General features: G+C 38.3%; 7 protein-coding genes. All 7 read right to left on the bottom strand.

Translation table 11 applies throughout. The features are described from left to right. Positions 1 to 44 precede the first annotated feature (44 nt). Complete coding sequence (locus H6G06_RS07395; RefSeq protein WP_190558614.1) at positions 45 to 3,185, bottom strand: Ig-like domain-containing protein; 3,141 nt, start codon at positions 3,183 to 3,185, stop codon at positions 45 to 47. Positions 3,186 to 4,090: 905 nt separating this feature from the next. Continuing rightward, a complete protein-coding gene (locus H6G06_RS07390) occupies positions 4,091 to 5,845 on the bottom strand; it encodes a choice-of-anchor L domain-containing protein (protein WP_199306622.1) in 1,755 nt (584 codons plus the stop codon). A gap of 314 nt (positions 5,846 to 6,159) precedes the next feature. Further along, positions 6,160 to 11,274 carry a phytase gene (locus tag H6G06_RS27280; RefSeq protein ID WP_242039620.1) on the bottom strand — a complete coding sequence of 1,705 codons (5,115 nt, stop codon included), beginning with the start codon at positions 11,272 to 11,274 and terminating at the stop codon, positions 6,160 to 6,162. Positions 11,275 to 11,887: 613 nt separating this feature from the next. Beyond that, complete coding sequence (locus H6G06_RS07375; protein WP_190558612.1) at positions 11,888 to 12,907, bottom strand: tRNA-dihydrouridine synthase family protein; 1,020 nt, start codon at positions 12,905 to 12,907, stop codon at positions 11,888 to 11,890. Positions 12,908 to 13,351: 444 nt separating this feature from the next. Further along, positions 13,352 to 14,323 carry an N-acetylglucosamine kinase gene (locus H6G06_RS07370; RefSeq protein WP_190558610.1) on the bottom strand — a complete coding sequence of 324 codons (972 nt, stop codon included), beginning with the start codon at positions 14,321 to 14,323 and terminating at the stop codon, positions 13,352 to 13,354. A 95-nt stretch (positions 14,324 to 14,418) separates the two neighbouring features. After that, positions 14,419 to 14,736 (bottom strand): hypothetical protein, encoded by a 318-nt coding sequence (locus H6G06_RS07365; protein WP_190558608.1) that lies wholly within the window; start codon positions 14,734 to 14,736, stop codon positions 14,419 to 14,421. Between the two features lie 263 nt (positions 14,737 to 14,999). Next, the gene (locus tag H6G06_RS07360) at positions 15,000 to 16,289 is read right to left on the bottom strand and encodes an MFS transporter (protein ID WP_190558606.1); all 1,290 of its coding nucleotides are present in this window, start codon (positions 16,287 to 16,289) and stop codon (positions 15,000 to 15,002) included. Positions 16,290 to 16,379 lie beyond the last annotated feature (90 nt).

Below are 16,379 nucleotides of genomic sequence, written 5' to 3'. Positions count from 1 at the left end.
CGCTACGCTATTATTCCCAGATTGTTACTCAATTATGAGACAGGTTAAACAATCGAAAAATCGAATTTAATAATTATGTCATTGTAATCCAAGTCACCACCACCAGGTAAATCTTCAAAACCAAAGGTGTTATCTCCTAACAAACGAATGTGATCTACTCCATCAGAATTTACTCCCAAATATGGGAAATAAACTTGAGGATCATTACCAGTGTTACTATCCGTTAACTGAGATAAACTACCATTGACAATGATCATCGGAGCCAAGATTGAACCACCCGCAATTACTGCGCTATCTGTAAATAAACCTTGGTTAGAAACAGCAAATTTGATCGCTGTACCACTATTTACATCTTTAATCAAATTATTGATTGCAGCTTGTAGATAATTTGCACGATTAGCCGCTGTTGCTTGCAAACCGCCAATTTCTCCTTGAGCAGTATCTACTTTATAAAAGTAGACTTCGTTGTTATATGCAGCTTCTCGGAAAACAGAGAAATCTGCTTTCACCGTACCTGTTATACCGCTGAAATCAATTAATTCTGCTTGGTTTGACCCTTGGAGTGCTGTACCTGTCGTTAAAGATTCGTTGGTTGACTCAACCTTAACTACTAGAGAATTAAATTGTGTAACAGTGGAACTTTCCTTCCAAGAAAGAGTGAAACTATCATCTTCTTGAGTAATTATTTGGGTTGAAGATTCAGCAAAGATAATGTTTGTACTTGAGATTTTTCCAGCCTGGAAAGCATCAATTGTACTCTCTCTGACTAAAAAGAATTTCAAGTGACTACCAGAATTAAATCCTAGTAAGCGCGTCAGTTTATCAGCTTCTATTTCAGTTTTAAACCGATCTGGAAGGTTTGCAATAGCGGAGAAAATGCCTTTACCTTGGTTTTTAGCTCGTTCTAAAGCTGCTTCGTTGTAACCTGCTTGCCCTGGTGCAATACCATTGATTCTACCTTCAGCATCGTCAACAGTAAATACACCCAGTTCATTGACAACACTAGAACTGCTGGCCAAGAGAGTGGCTTTGAGTCTGACTGTATTACCAATACCTTTGATGGTAAAGATGTTGTTGTTGGTAATAGCAGCGAGTGGAATATCATCATCATTGATAGTTCCTTTTGCTGTACCATTTGTAGAACTGATAGTTCCGCCGTTTGTGGCACTACTCAAGTTGACGGTGAAAGTCTCATTTTCTTCCACCCGGAAATCTTCTGCTGTCTCAACAGTAAAGGTTTTCTCGGTTTCTCCCACAGCAAAGGTGAGAGTTTCAGTTTTTGGTGTAAAGTCGTCATCACTAGCTGTATCCTGGGTATTGATTGATGTGGATACAGTCACACTTTGTTGAGCTTGGGCATCTCCTGTGCGGGTGATAGTGAAGGTTAAGGCATCTTCTTCTTCTGCTGATGCAGCAGCGATCGCAAATACAGCCCCTGGCTCATCATCGGTGATAGTTCCTTGGGCTGTACCATTTGTAGAACTAATAACCGACCCATTAGTAGCATTACTTAAGGTGACAGTGAAAGTCTCATCACCCTCAAATAAAGCATCTTGTGTGGTTTGAACAGTAAAGGTTTTTTGGGTTTCACCTTGAGCAAAGGTGAGAGTTTGAGTGTTTGCAGTGAAGTCACTGGCACTTGCTGTATCCCCAGCAGCAATAGATGTGGTGACAGTTATTGTTTGGTCAGCTAATATATCATCTGTGCGAGTAATGGTGAAAGTAATGGCATTACCTTCAACTGCTGAAGCGTTAGCAATTGAGAAAACTGGAATTATAAAGCCAAAGTCGTTGGAGGTAAGATCATCTTTGTTGATACCTCTTAAAATACCAAACTCTCTTTCAGAACCATCTATCAGAGCTTTGACAATTGTATCAGCCCCAACTTGCTCTAGGATGATATTGTCATAACTTTGGACTTGAGGGATGCCGGCAATGATAACTTTATCTACACCAATCGTAAAATCTAATACTTCCCCAGGTACATCTGGGACTGAGCCGTTACCAAGATAAAAGCGGTCTAAACCATCACCGCCGGTCATTTGAGAACCTTGTTTACCAGCAAACAGTGAATCATTACCAACTTCACCAAATAAGCGATCGCTCGCTAATAGCCCAATCAGAATATCATCACCATCACCACCTTCAAGGGTATTCTCACCAGTACCACCTTGAACTATTAATTTATCATTGCCAATACCGCCATTGAGGATGTTAAGACTACCCTCTATGACATAAAGCTCATCGTTGCCAGCATCACCAGTGAGTATATTATTGTTTCCTTCGACTACAACCAGGAGATCGTCGTCTTCTCCTCCATCAAGACTGTTATTCCCTGCAATACCTACGGCAAATAAGTTATCTTGGCCAACACCGCCTATTAATATATCGTCATGATTGGCAAAAAGTTCATCGTTGCCAACACCACCATCAAGGGTGTTATTTCCATTACCACCAACTGCATCTAGGATATCGTTTCCTTCCAAGCCAAACACTTCATCACCTTGTTGGGCAAACAATTCATCGTTATCAGGAGTACCGTTAATAATCTTAGTGTTGTCTGGTGCTAAAACATTTACAGTCACTGTTCCGACAGATGTTCCTCCTTTACTATCATTGACAGTATATTTGAAAGTATCTTGACCTAAGAATCCTGTTGCTGGTGTATATGTTCCTTTGTCATCGAAGGGGTTATCTGGTGTGCCATTATCATCGGCAACAATTGTACCACCTGCCTCTGAAGTAGGATCGAAACTAGAAATGAATAAAGGATCTGCGTTGGAGTCAGTATCATTACTCACTAATTCCGCAACAGTTTTGATTAATGGTGTATTCTGTGTAGTTGTCAAGAAATCGTCACCTGCTGTTGGCGGCAAGTTTGGTTCAGTAACTTCAACAGTGACTGTTACCTCTAATGTCCCCCCCTGACCATTATTGGCAGTATATTTGAAAGTATCTGTACCTATAAATCCCGTTGGTGGTGTATATGTCCCTTTGTCATCGAAGGGATTATTTGGTGTGCCATTATCATCAGCAATAATTGTTCCACCTTTCGATGAAGTAGTATCGATACTAGAAATAAACAAAGCATCTCCGGGCAGATCAGTGTCATTACTCACTAATTCCGCAACAGTTTTTACTAATGGTGTGTTCTGTGTGGTTGTAAACAAATCATTGTTCGCCATGTATTTATCTCCGTGCTATCTGCTAAGTAATATAACTTGAATTATGGAAAAAATATTTCAAATGAGAGTTAATTTTTCGGTTATGATTTGATTTTTTTGATAACAGTGGTCGCTCGCTAACATACTAATCAAAATCTTACAGCAGGGAATAGGGCGCAGGGTTGAAAGTCTGTTAGCATAAGACTGTTTTCTTAAATTTTTTACCTCATTTAACTTACAGCTATTTTCAGGTAAATGAATCACATTTTTAAATCTCACACAATCTCCTTAGGCGTAAAGGAAGAAAGGAAGATAAAAACAAGAGTGTGGTACAAATACATTAAAACTGCTGTAAATCTGCTGTATTACCTTGTGGGAGTAGGATATAGCCAGGTAAAAATAGTCTAAACCTATTGATTTCTAAATTTTCATCGAGTTAATATTACATAATTTTATCCTGAATTTTGATGATATTGATCTCATTAATTAATTGATTGTTATTGAAAGGTGATTAAAAAATTAAGAATTGATTTACTCTCTTGACAATTCAATCCGTGTGCTGTTGTTTAAAAACCACATTCCACAGATTAAATCCAATTCCGAATAATTATCACGAAGAATTCAGGATTGTACAAACTTTTCTCCAAAAATGTTCGCAGTAAAGGGGATAAATTCCTAATAGATGCTTTATAGTTCATTTGAACTAAAATCATCAAAAACCTTACTATTCATAGCTTTTGGAGTTAATTATTTTTTACCCTACGCTTCTGCAGAATGTGGGTTAAAAAGATTAATTTGATCCCAAAACTAGCATTTTTAGATATTTTTTTGTGTCAATTTAATTTTTTATGGGATGGGAAAACATAAAAGGGAAAAGGAAAACAGAGGAGTTTTACCTGTATCCTTTCCCTATTAGATCAAGCTATTTACATGAAAGCGAAATTAGCAGCAGTTAAACTGGTAGTATCCACACCATTTAAGGTAGCAATAGTTGTTGCACCGATCATAATGCTATTACCACTGAGAGTTAAAGCAGTGAAGTCAAAACCAGCACCTTGACCAGCAATACCTAACACATCAGTACCCATTGCAAAGTCAAGGATGGTATTAGCAGCACCAGGTAGATCGCCCGTTAGTATCCAGAACTGGTCAGCACCTTCACCACCGGCAATGATATTACCACCACCTTCTTGGACATAGAATTGATCATCACCTTCACCACCTAAAGCACGACCATCCGCACCCAGGTAGAAAATATCATTACCTGCACCACCGGAAAGGCGGTAGCCTGTGGCATCTGTAGCATCTATTTCATCATCTCCACTACCACCAAAAGAGCGATCGCCATCTCCCACATCAATAATATCAGCACCGCTACCAGTAAAGATGCGATTGTTACCAGCTTGGCTACCACCAAAGGGAACATCTACCTCATCATCTCCAGCACCAGTGAACACTGTATCATTGATAGCATTAAAGTCAACGCCACCTGTCAATACATCTGCACCTGGAGTTCCTGTGATGAGTTCTCCAGGATTATCTACAGGTGTCTCCACCAGGGACTCTACGGCAATAGTTTGGTCATCAAATTGTAGTTCTTCTACATTTGTGAGGATGTCACTATTAGTGCCTACCTGAATAATCAGATTCTCAATATCAATGACAGTCACATTAAAAGTATTAAATGAGCCATTGAATACAACTTTATCGAAGCCTAAACCACCATCTATTTGATTATCATCTGTTGACTGACCATCCCCTATAATAATGTCATTACCAGGACCTGCATTTACTGTGTCATTACCAGGTCCAGGACTGATAAAATCATCACCATCCCCAGCATCAATATCATCATCACCATCCCCAGCATCAAAGAACTCATCCAAATCTGCACTAGTATCAGAACTACTCAATGTATCATTTCCTGATGTTCCTTCTATGTTGAGAAGAACTCCACTACCATTACCTGTATCTATATTACTGGTAGTTAGGTTAGCAATAAATAAACCAGAATCGTAAATTTGATCTCCTGTATCTGCGACTCCAAACTTAATTGTGTTAGTTCCTTGGTTAACAGGAGCGACAATTGTTAAACGAGAACTAATACCATCGTATTCAATAGGAAGTTCTGCATTTACGTTATCCCTGAAATTACCCAAAGATAAATTGGTATCTATAATACTTAAGGGCTGGACTACATCGTTATTGAATAAGGCAAAGTTTGTCCCATTGATAAATACTCCAGCTACATCCACAAAAGAAGAGTTGGAAAATTCAGGAAACTCGTCAGAACCAAAAACTAGATCAAATTGGATAGACTTTACAGTTGTATCGTCAATAGTAAAAGAAAATTCTAAAGTGTTAGCATCTTCAACAGTACCAGCACCACTAAAAGCACTATTAGCTACTGCTTGTAAATCATTGTCAGTGTTTCCTTGTTGACTACGGCTAAAAGAAGACTCTGTATTTGTAGTAGGTGGATTCCCTTCCCCAGATGTAAGTAAAATACCTGCACCTATTCCTAAGGCTGTCAAACTGCCATCATAAAACGAGGTTTGAGAATCGTCTCCGAACAGGACAATGGTCTCTGTATCAATTGTAAGATTAGCATCATCATCTACAATTGCATTCACCAAACCTAGTGTACTGTTAGTTAATGAATCGAATACAGTAAAAGCCATAGTGAATATCTCCACTGTGTAAAAAATTATCCATAGCCGAGTATACATCACTTGTTACAGCACTGGTATATATTTTGATTAAACTATTATTAAATGTAATTGATATTATACAATCAATAAAAATATAATATGATATGATATTAGATCAGGGTGCATCTGTGCGTCTGTAATGATATATTTACTTTTCTCAAAGATATTGATAGATGCACATAAAAACGATATAAAATCCTCGATCGCAAAAATAGATCGAGGATATGATACTGTTTCAAAATCATTAATTCCTGGTTGTTAACTAACCAGTGTTGCAAATGCTTTTACATGAAAGCGAAATTAGCAGCAGTCAAACTGGTAGTATCCACACCATTTAAGGTAGCAATAGTTGTTGCACCGATCATAATGCTATTACCACTGAGAGTTAAAGCAGTGAAGTCAAAACCAGCACCTTGACCAGCAATACCTAACACATCAGTACCCATTGCAAAGTCAAGGATGGTATTAGCAGCACCAGGTAGATCGCCCGTTAGTATCCAGAACTGGTCAGCACCTTCACCACCGGCAATGATATTACCACCACCTTCTTGGACATAGAATTGATCATCACCTTCACCACCTAAAGCGCGACCATCCGCACCCAGGTAGAAGATATCATTACCAGCACCACTGGAGAGACGATAAGCAGTAGCATCGGTAGCATCTATTTCATCATCTCCGCTACCACCAAAAGAGCGATCGCCATCTCCCACATCAATAATATCAGCACCGCTACCAGTAAAGATGCGATTGTTACCAGCTTGGCTACCACCAAAGGGAACATCTACCTCATCATCTCCAGCACCAGTAAATAGGATGTCTTTAATACCGTCAAAATTGGCTGTAACACCTGCAATTAAAGTATCTGAATTTGGACTACCAAAAACTAGTTCAGGAACTTCTACAAGGTTATAGGGTAATTCTAAAATACCCAATTTTTCAGGAGTTTTAGTTCCGTTAACGTTGAAGTCGTCATCATTAATTAACGCTAAGGTGTTGGGTGCAACTAACGCCAAACCCTCTAATTTTTCAACTCCGGTATAACCCAATTGTGCTGCATTAGCAATCAAACTCTTACTAACGGGAGTAATCTTAGCAGTAGTTAATTCTGATGGTGTTAATTGTTCAATTGTCTTACCCGCAGGTAAGGTAAAGTTTGCAGGATTATGGATATTAGTTGCTGTTGCTAAATCAATTTGATAGATAAGTTTGTTGGAAGTTTCATCACTTCTATCATCTCGTTCTACAACTGCAAATTTACCATTACCTAAAGAAACAGCATCACCGATTTTATCGGTTTTAGCATTACCACTGCCTGTAATATCATCAAGAAGATAGAGATATTGACCAGTTACAGTTTTAGAAACTATGTCAAATTCCAGAATTCGCAAATTACGAGAATTTCTAGAAGTTGTATCTCCAGAATTATCAGGATTATCAATTGCACTTTGAATAAAAGCATAAAGCTTATTACCTTCCAAAGCCACAGCTTCAAATCCTCTGTTAGCGCGTCTTTGGGAGTAAACTGCTGGTAAAACTTCAGTTCCAAAAGTTCCTGCGGTTTGATCTGGGTCTGTTGCAGTTGCTGTTCCTTGGGGAATAAAACGGTCAAGTAACTTCCCATTGACATCAAAATGATAAATCGCCGGACGGTATTCATCCACCAGCCAATAGTCGCCATTTGGTGCAATAACGATACCTTCTAAATCAGCCCCCAAGGTATCATTAGGTAAAACTTGACCATTAATATCAACACCTATTTCATCAGTGTAAGCTGTTCCACCTGTCCCAGCTTGCAAGTTAGGAAGTCCTGTTAATGGGGTTGTACCATCTTCACGAAATAACCCCGTTCTCTTCGTGATGGTAATTTCATTAGTAGTTTGGTTGAGTTCAAAACTGATTATTTCTGGTTGGAAGTCAGGTAATAAAAACGGTCTATTTTGACCTGTGGGTTCTCCATTTGGTCCTCTGTCTGTGTGGGTGACAAATTTGAGGTTGCCGTTATTTGCAATCCCTTGAAAATATAATCCAGAAAAACCACCTAAGAAGATATCTTGACCTGCGGAAGTTGTCCCTAATTTGGGTAAGTTGGTAAATTCGTAGTTAGTTAATCTCGGTTGAAGTACGGGGTTGCGGGGGTCGTAACTGGTGGTGTCAATTTTGAAGATATCGGGAAGGGTATTAGCAATATTTTCCCAAGGTACAAATTTAAAGTTGCTATTGACGTTTTCTAGTTCTCCGTCATCTTCAACTAGTTTGGCTGGGTCGTTGTTACCATCTTGGGTGACAAATAAACCATAGGGGAAGTTTGCACCAAGAGGAACGTTAATTACATCTGCACCATCTGATTCTTGGACGCTATCAATTGCACCGTTATTACCAACAGCAAACCGTCCTAAAAATGCGTTATTGCCTTCACGGGTGTATGCTGCAAATGTATTGTCTCCTTGACTAGATGCAAGTAAATAACCTGTACCGTTTGCATCGTAGTAAATGGTTAAACCTTCTACGTCAGCTACTAAATTACTTCCACCAAAATCTTTGACTACATCAATTAGTTTACCTGTGTTGCTGCCATTTGGTTCTGCTTCAAATTTCCAAATACCGACATTTTCTTGACCGATGTAGAGGAAACCGGTTTCTTGGTCTGCAACCATTCCCTCGGTTTGGGGGTCAACATTACCAAAATTAGTAGGAGGAGTAACTGTAAAATTCCGTACTCTTTCTGCACCGATTTTACCATTGCCCAAGTCGATTAATTTAAGCTGGGCAATATCTCCTGTTTCTCTGCGTCCTGTGAAGACATAGTAATCATTGGTGAAAGGACTGCGATACATTGCTATTCCATAGGAACTGCGGGAAGATGGTTCGTATGGAGGTTCAAAGGGTGCAGCTTGGAAAATTGTGCCGATATTGCTGTCGGTGATATTTTCTAAATAGTTGCCGTTGGTAGCATTGGGGTTGATTTTGAAGATTACTAGTTTATCATTATTGCGATCGCTGGCTACGGCAATATCAATTTTTTCATCACCTAATTGAAATCCATATTGCAAGTCAATGTTATTGTAACGGATATCGCCAGGATTCACTGTTTGCAATAATTCCCCAGACAAGTCATAAACCCGCAAACCAGCATTTTTTACCGAAGTTAATACTAAACTATTCGCGGAATTGGTAGCATTTACATAAATTGCTGGGTCATCCGCATCGGCATTTTGATCTACTATAGCTTGTCCTGGATCTTCATCATCAAATAGATCGGGACGGGTTTCAACTGTGGGTGCAGCACTGGGAAGTATTTCATAAAAGCTAACAGTATTACTAACTTCATTAGCAACTGCCAGCATGGGTTTACCATTAGAACTATCTTCACCAGCAATGAATTTTAAACCTTCAGGACTAACATCACTTTCAGTTGTAATGTACTGAACAAACTCCGGTGCAGTCGGGTCACTGAGGTTATAAACCATCACCCCACCACCAGCACGTTCTAAACCAATAAAACCATAGGGTATACCATCAATAACACCAACAACTACACTTTCTGGTTCAGGTCCTTTATTATCAGAACGAGTATCAACATCGTCAGGAGAACCATTATTAGCATTGAAAAGTGCGGGAGTTTGTTGGGCTGTAATTCGTTCAAGTTGATCGCCACTATCAAATACTAAATTACCTTGAGCATCCCAAATCGTGAAAGAACGACCACCGTAAGCATAAAGTTTATCAAAATCTCCATCTCCGTCGGTATCTCCCAGAGTCTTGGTAATTATGAGACGACCCAGATTTTCATCAGCTTGTAATTCAGCAGCATTAGGAAAAGCTGTAGGATCTAGTACGATATCCTTAACCCTTTTTTCTTCATTGAAAATATCACCTTCTCCATCATTAGGAACAGGTAAAATATCATCATCGGTAGGACGGATGCGAGCATCTCCTTCATTAGCGGTGATATAATAGGTTGCACCACCAACTTGAAAAGAGCTAATAGCATCGGGTTGGTACATCCCCAAAACAGGCCAGTTTTGGATATTAATCCCACCGTCTCTATCACTAGCATCTAGACCATTTCCAAGTAAACTATGGTCTTTGAAACCTAAAGGTAAAACATCGGTAATAGTACCATTGTTAATACCAAGAACGGCAATAGCATTATTATCTTGTAAAGTTATAAAAGCAATTTGATTATCAGGAGAAACTGCAATATATTCTGGTTCTAAATCTTGAGCTACTGAAGCATTTTGTCCAAAAATTCTCACTCCTGCTGCTTTTAATGTTGCTTCTTGACTATTAAATGCAGTGAAGTCAGCGGTGGTAACATTCTGATCATTGAATACTTTTTGTAGCTTCCCACTGTCAAAAGAGACCGTTGACTGCTGAGTATTAGATAAAGGTTGGATGCCAGAAATTTCAACGATCATGTCATCGAAATCTTGATTAGAGTCTGCAAATGGCAACTCTTCTGCACCAAGAACTAATACATCTCCATCCTTATAATAAGTTACAAACTGTGAACCACTATCAGGATTTAGTAAGTTATTAGTAGAAAAAGTATATTTTTCAGCACCATTACCAGTTGGATCACCGTTAGGGAGATTATTTATTAGTCCAAAATGGAACTGCTGACTAAAACCTGTAGCAACTTGTAAGCCATCAATAGCTACATTACCTAGTTCATCAATAGTAATGTTAACTGTTTTACCAGATCCATCAAGACCTTCAAAAATTGTAACTGTTTTGGTAGGATCAGCAGCATCCTGAAGAATGAACTGATTGGTATCTCGCACATTACCAAACAAATCTAAAACATCTTGTGGACTATCTAGTCCAGGATTTTGTTCGGCAATTAATTTGACTGTAAAGGATGTGCCGGTGAAAGTAGCAAAATTGGTTTGGTCGTTGTTGACATCAATGACATTAATTGCACCATCAACATCAATAATACTAATTGAACCTTCTGGATCAATAGTATAATCTTCGCTAGGTTCTCCTTCGTTAGCAACTAGTAATTTGTTGCCATCGGGTGTGAAAGTGATCATATCAGGTAAAGCACCGACTGTCACTTCAGAAATTTTAGCGAGAGTAACCGCATCGTAAAAAACAACTTTACCAGCATCGGTAAGATTATTTGCAGAAATAGCAACAGCAACAATGCTATTTTCAGTTCCTGTTCCTTTTCTAACTGCTACACTTTGAGTTCCTGCACCTAAGCTAGAAAGATCAATGTTAGTAATCAGAGTGGGATTGCTTGGATCAGAAGCATCAACAACTTGCAGAACAGGTTTACCTTCAGATTCTCCAGTTACAAACAGACGTTGAGATTTGGGGTCAAAATCAGAAATCTCTGCACCGTTTAAACTGACATTACCAAGATGGTTAACTTGAATTGAATTTGTCATTTTTATATTTGTAATTAGAGTTTGATAGTTACAAAGAAGCCAGGAGGCAGGGGGCTGTCTTGCAGGAGGGAAGAAGCATGAATTAAAACTTTAGTTCTGGGTCTCAAGCCCAGTTTAAAAGAGGAATTGTATCGAGACGCATAGCGCGTTAGCGAAGCGGCACGAAGTGCGATACAAATCGTCCTTGCTTCAATCCCACGGACAGAAAACGTGGGTTCCTCCTGCCTCCTGCCTCTTGAATTAGTTTGTAATCAGGAAGTTAGTCCTATTGAAATAAAAAAATCAGGGTTAAAACCCAGACTACAAATAAAAACTTATAGCAGTTACTTTAAGAAAAAAATAATAAAAGGTTAAGGAATTAGTAATTGCATAATTTTGATATGATCAACAAAAATATCCCCTACTTCTCTAAACAGTAGACATAGGAGTGGAAATTAAATATGCGTCATCCAGAACCCTTGTAGAGACGGAGAAGTTACACCAATTTTATGTGAGGCTGCACAGAATGATGACATCAACAGAATGAATTTAACTGTTTTACCTTTGTTTCCTCATTCTAATTTTAGATTAGGTTTATATTTAATTTTACTTCAACACTAAATAATTGCCATAATTACACGCTCAAAGATGGTGCTAGGGCTAAAGTTTTTGTCAGATCAGTAAGGAGAAAGCGATCGCACAAATTAAACATTTCTACCTCAGTCTGCGCCCGTCGCATCAGCCGCAGAAAATGACCTTCAGTGTCAACACTCAAAGCAATGTAGTTAAGGAACATTTTCAGGTAGGCTACCCGCGCCCTTTCTGGTATAGTTGACGCTGTGGGAGTTTGCCATAAACGGTCAATATAGTTGCGTACCTCTACTAAAGGAACCAGTGTGATCTCCTCTCCTCGTAAAGCTTGCCGAATTTGATTAAACAGCCACGGATTCCCAATCGCCCAGCGTCCCACCATCACACCCGCCGCGCCCGTTTGAGAAAGCACTTCCAGGGCAGTTTTCGCCGAGTTGATATTGCCATTAGCCAACACTGGACAATCAACCCGTCTTACCGCTTCCGCAATCAAATCATATTTAACTTCCCCGTGGTACATATCTTTCACCGTGCGACCGTGCAAACTCAGCAAATCAATGTTGTGGCGATTGATTATATCGAGAATTTCGTAAAAGTTATCTGTATTTTCAAAGCCTACGCGCATCTTCACAGTCAAAGGTTTATCATTCACAGCAGCACGCAATTCTCCCAAAATCTGCTCTACTTTTTCCGGTTCTCGCAGCAATCCACCGCCAACATTTTTGCGATAGATTCGAGGTGCTGGACAGCCCATGTTTAAATCTACTCCCGCGATATTATATTTGCAGAGTTCCTTGGCTGTTCTTACTAAGTCGGGAATGCTTTCACCAATCATTTGAGCAAAAACGGGGCGACCGGTATCGTTTTCGGTGATTGCTGACAGAATGTTACGATTGAGACGTGAGGTATCATTGACGCGGAAATACTCGGTAAAAAAATAGTCAGGACTGCCGTAGTGAGCGATGACCTTCATAAACCAGAGGTTTGTTACATCCTGCATGGGCGCAAGAGCAGTGAAGGGTAGGTCTGGCTGAAGCGATTGGGGGAGTGATATCTGGGACATAGAGAATTTGATAAAAAAATCAGTAATTCAAAGTAATTCAAAGGAAGTCAGGGAATAAATTCCCTGTCTTAGAGGATGTTTTAAAAGTTTTGAATGTATAAATAAACCCCTCTCCAAACCTCTCCCCGACGCGGGGAGAGGCTTTGAAACCCCCATTCCCTCGTAGGGAAGGGGGGAAGGGGGGTTAGGTTGCTGAAGATTATTGGTTTCATCTAATACTTTTCAAACAACCTCTTATAGCTGAAGTCGGTTAAAACCGACTATTTGTGGTCTAGTTCTTCTATTTTGAGTTTAAAAAGAGTGCGTTTCAACGCACTTGAGCTATGAGACCGGAAATTGATTTCCGGGCGGGTGTGAAAGCTAACAGATAACCCATTAAACCTCTACGCATCTAGGCTTTTCGTAATTTTGTAAAACTCCATTTCCCAACCGTGTTTAATATAACTACCAATTACCAGATAAAGCCTTTAATGCCAACAAACCCGCCCCATAAGCTGGTTCATAGCGGGGATAAATTACATTTACCAAAGGATACTGATCAATAATAGAGTTAACAAATCTTTCCCGTAACCCACATTTTCCCAACCAAATACTACCTGTACTCACAATTTCCACAACCTGATTAGAATCAAAAATGTGATCCATAACTGTAGAAGTAGCTATTACCAATTCTTTAATAGCTTCATCAATAATGCTATTAGCAATTTTATCACCTTCACTAGCTGCTTGATCAACAATTGGCGCTAAAGCTGCTATTTCTTTTACACCCCATCCTTTTCGATATATCACCTCTATTAAGTTTTCCATCCTTTCTAAACCAAGATGCTGTTGCAAATTCTCCACAAGACTTGTTGGTTTACCACGTCCATCATAAGCTTTTAGTGCAGCTTGCATTCCAGCAACAGCTATTTTATAGCCGCTACCTTCATCCCCTAAAATATACCCCCAACCACCGACTCGTTTAGTTTCTCTTTGATGATTTCGTCCAAACACGATAGAACCCGTTCCGGCTGCTACCACAATACCCACAGCATCACCAACTCCTCCCATTAAAGCAATTAAAGCATCATGACAAATAACAATATGAGATGGTTGTAATTCCCAGGTAATGGGTAGGATATCTTTGCTATTTTGCAATTTACTGACTATAGCTTTTATTACTTCCATATCCTCTGGACGACTAACACCTGCTAACCCCAAACAAATAGCGATAATATTAATATTATTTATGTGATTTAAGGCTGTAATTGTTGCTTGATGAATTGCAGATTGAATTTGTGATTGGGCGGCTTCTATCCCCATACTTTGATAATTAGATGCACCTGCTTCACCTCTTCCTAGAATCTTAGCAGCATCATCCATAATGATACAAATAGTTTTGCTACCGCCGCCATCAATACCCAAAATACAATTCATATAACCCTCTTTCATCACTATCGGATAAATTGATTAATTTTCAAGGTTACAGCCCATGAAAAATTAAGGTTTCACCCTGATTTGACGGCAGCAGGTTAATCATCCAGCCATAAATAACCTTTTTCCCCTGCTCCCTTACCTTTCCATTCCATTTGTTCACTCATAGCTTTAATTTTAAAAATAATTCTTTTTGGATCTTCTGATGATTGTTCCCAATCTTCAATTATTCCTTGTAAATAAGATAATTCTTGTTTAGTTTCATGAAGTGCAAAATAAATACCTTTATCTAATTTTTGTTTAGTTATATGTTTTTTCGCCACCCACCAATGACCACTTCTGAAATACCCATTATCTAATCGTTCCACTCTAAGTCTGTCTTCACAAATAACATGGATTCCTGCAACTCTTGACATTTTAACGTTTCCTTTAATCACTCATTGGTATTTTTAACGCATGAAAACTAGTTGTTGGTCTTAAAATAATATAGCAGTCCTACCCTAAACATGAGAAAACACGTAGACAAAAATCCTTATTTTATAAGCATTTGAGGCTTCTAGAACTCTCACGTATCATTGAGGATTGCTATATAATCCAAAATGCTTAAATAAATGAAAACCTCACACTATTTCAACAAAATATTTCTGAAAATCAGATGGGCAGTATCCATTCTACAACATTAATTTACTTGGCGATTATTTTCCGTTTCTGAAGGTAAAGGAATAAAAAATATAGTTAACATCCCTGGAATAGTTGCCAAACAAACTAACACAAAAAACAATGGATATCCTAATGCTTGTTGAATTTGTCCACTAATGGCTCCTGGTATCATCAAACCTAAAGCCATTAATCCCGTAGATATGGCAAAATGTGAAGTTTTATGTTCTCCTTTAGAAACATACATTAAATAGACGGTAAAAGCTGTAAATCCTACACCATAGCCAAATTGTTCTAGGGAAACTAGAGGATAGACAAATTTTATTGGTGGTTTAGCATAAGCCATATATACATAAAAAATATCAGGTAAATTTAATGCTAAGGCCATAGGTAATAGACATTTTTTTAAACCAAAGTTAGCAATTAATAAACCTCCTAAAATTCCCCCACAAATGAGAGATATAACCCCAAATGTACCGTATACTAAACCAAATTCTTGGGTAGATAAACCTAATCCTCCAAGTTCGGGTTTATCTAATAAAAATAAAGAAGCTATTTTGAGTAACATTGCTTCACCAAATCTGTAAAGCAAAATAAACGCTAATATTATTACTATTTTGGGTTGTCTAAAATATGAAACAATAATCTTTAGAAAAGGTATATTAGTTATATTTGTTGCTGGATTTGATTCTAAGTTTTTATTATTTGATTCTGGTTTTGGTAAAATGACTAGATGAAAAACAAATAAAAATGCAAAAATGACAGCAGCTATCCCGATCACAATACTCCAACTTAAAGGAAGATTCTGAGTTGATTCTTCTAGATAACCTGCTAAAAATACTAAAAATCCTGTACTAAATAAAATTGCAAATCTATAAAACAATGAGCGAATTCCCACAAACAAAGCTTGTTGTTCTGGGTGTAAAGCCAGCATATAAAAGCCATCTGTGGCAATATCATAGGTAGCAGAAATAAATGCCGCAATGGTTAATATTCCTAGAGATATAAAGAAAAAATTAGGAAGATGAAAAGATAAAGATAAAAAACTCAAACAAAAAAACATGATCATTTGCATTGTCAGCAACCATTTTCTTTTTGTTGAGTAAATATCTACAAATGGCGACCAAAACATTTTCAAAATCCAAGGAAAACTGATTAGACTTGTCCAAAAAGTAATTTGAGCATTATCTACTTCCAGTTTCTTGTAGAAAATGACAGATACTGCGTTAATAATCATGTAAGGTATCCCTTCCGCAAAATAAAGGGTGGGTATATAAAGCCAAGGGGAAAGAGATGTAGTTTTATTTGTCATAGATTTGATTTTGAAAATAAATAGTTCCCCTGATATGCACAGGAGTTAAAGGGGAATTATATTACTTTTCTTGTTTAGTGAGAAATTGTG

Source organism: Anabaena sphaerica FACHB-251 (assembly GCF_014696825.1).
Taxonomy (GTDB): domain Bacteria; phylum Cyanobacteriota; class Cyanobacteriia; order Cyanobacteriales; family Nostocaceae; genus RDYJ01.
The sequence above is the reverse complement of the archived record's forward strand: the minus strand, read 5'-3'. Positions and strand labels throughout refer to the sequence as shown.

Coding starts and splice junctions, on each gene's coding strand:
- H6G06_RS07365 (WP_190558608.1), bottom strand. CDS start 14,736: ATGTCAAGAGTTGCAGGAATCCATGTTATTTGTGAAGACAGACTTAGA.
- H6G06_RS07390 (WP_199306622.1), bottom strand. CDS start 5,845: ATGGCTTTTACTGTATTCGATTCATTAACTAACAGTACACTAGGTTTG.
- H6G06_RS07360 (WP_190558606.1), bottom strand. CDS start 16,289: ATGACAAATAAAACTACATCTCTTTCCCCTTGGCTTTATATACCCACC.
- H6G06_RS07375 (WP_190558612.1), bottom strand. CDS start 12,907: ATGTCCCAGATATCACTCCCCCAATCGCTTCAGCCAGACCTACCCTTC.
- H6G06_RS07395 (WP_190558614.1), bottom strand. CDS start 3,185: ATGGCGAACAATGATTTGTTTACAACCACACAGAACACACCATTAGTA.
- H6G06_RS27280 (WP_242039620.1), bottom strand. CDS start 11,274: ATGACAAATTCAATTCAAGTTAACCATCTTGGTAATGTCAGTTTAAAC.
- H6G06_RS07370 (WP_190558610.1), bottom strand. CDS start 14,323: ATGAATTGTATTTTGGGTATTGATGGCGGCGGTAGCAAAACTATTTGT.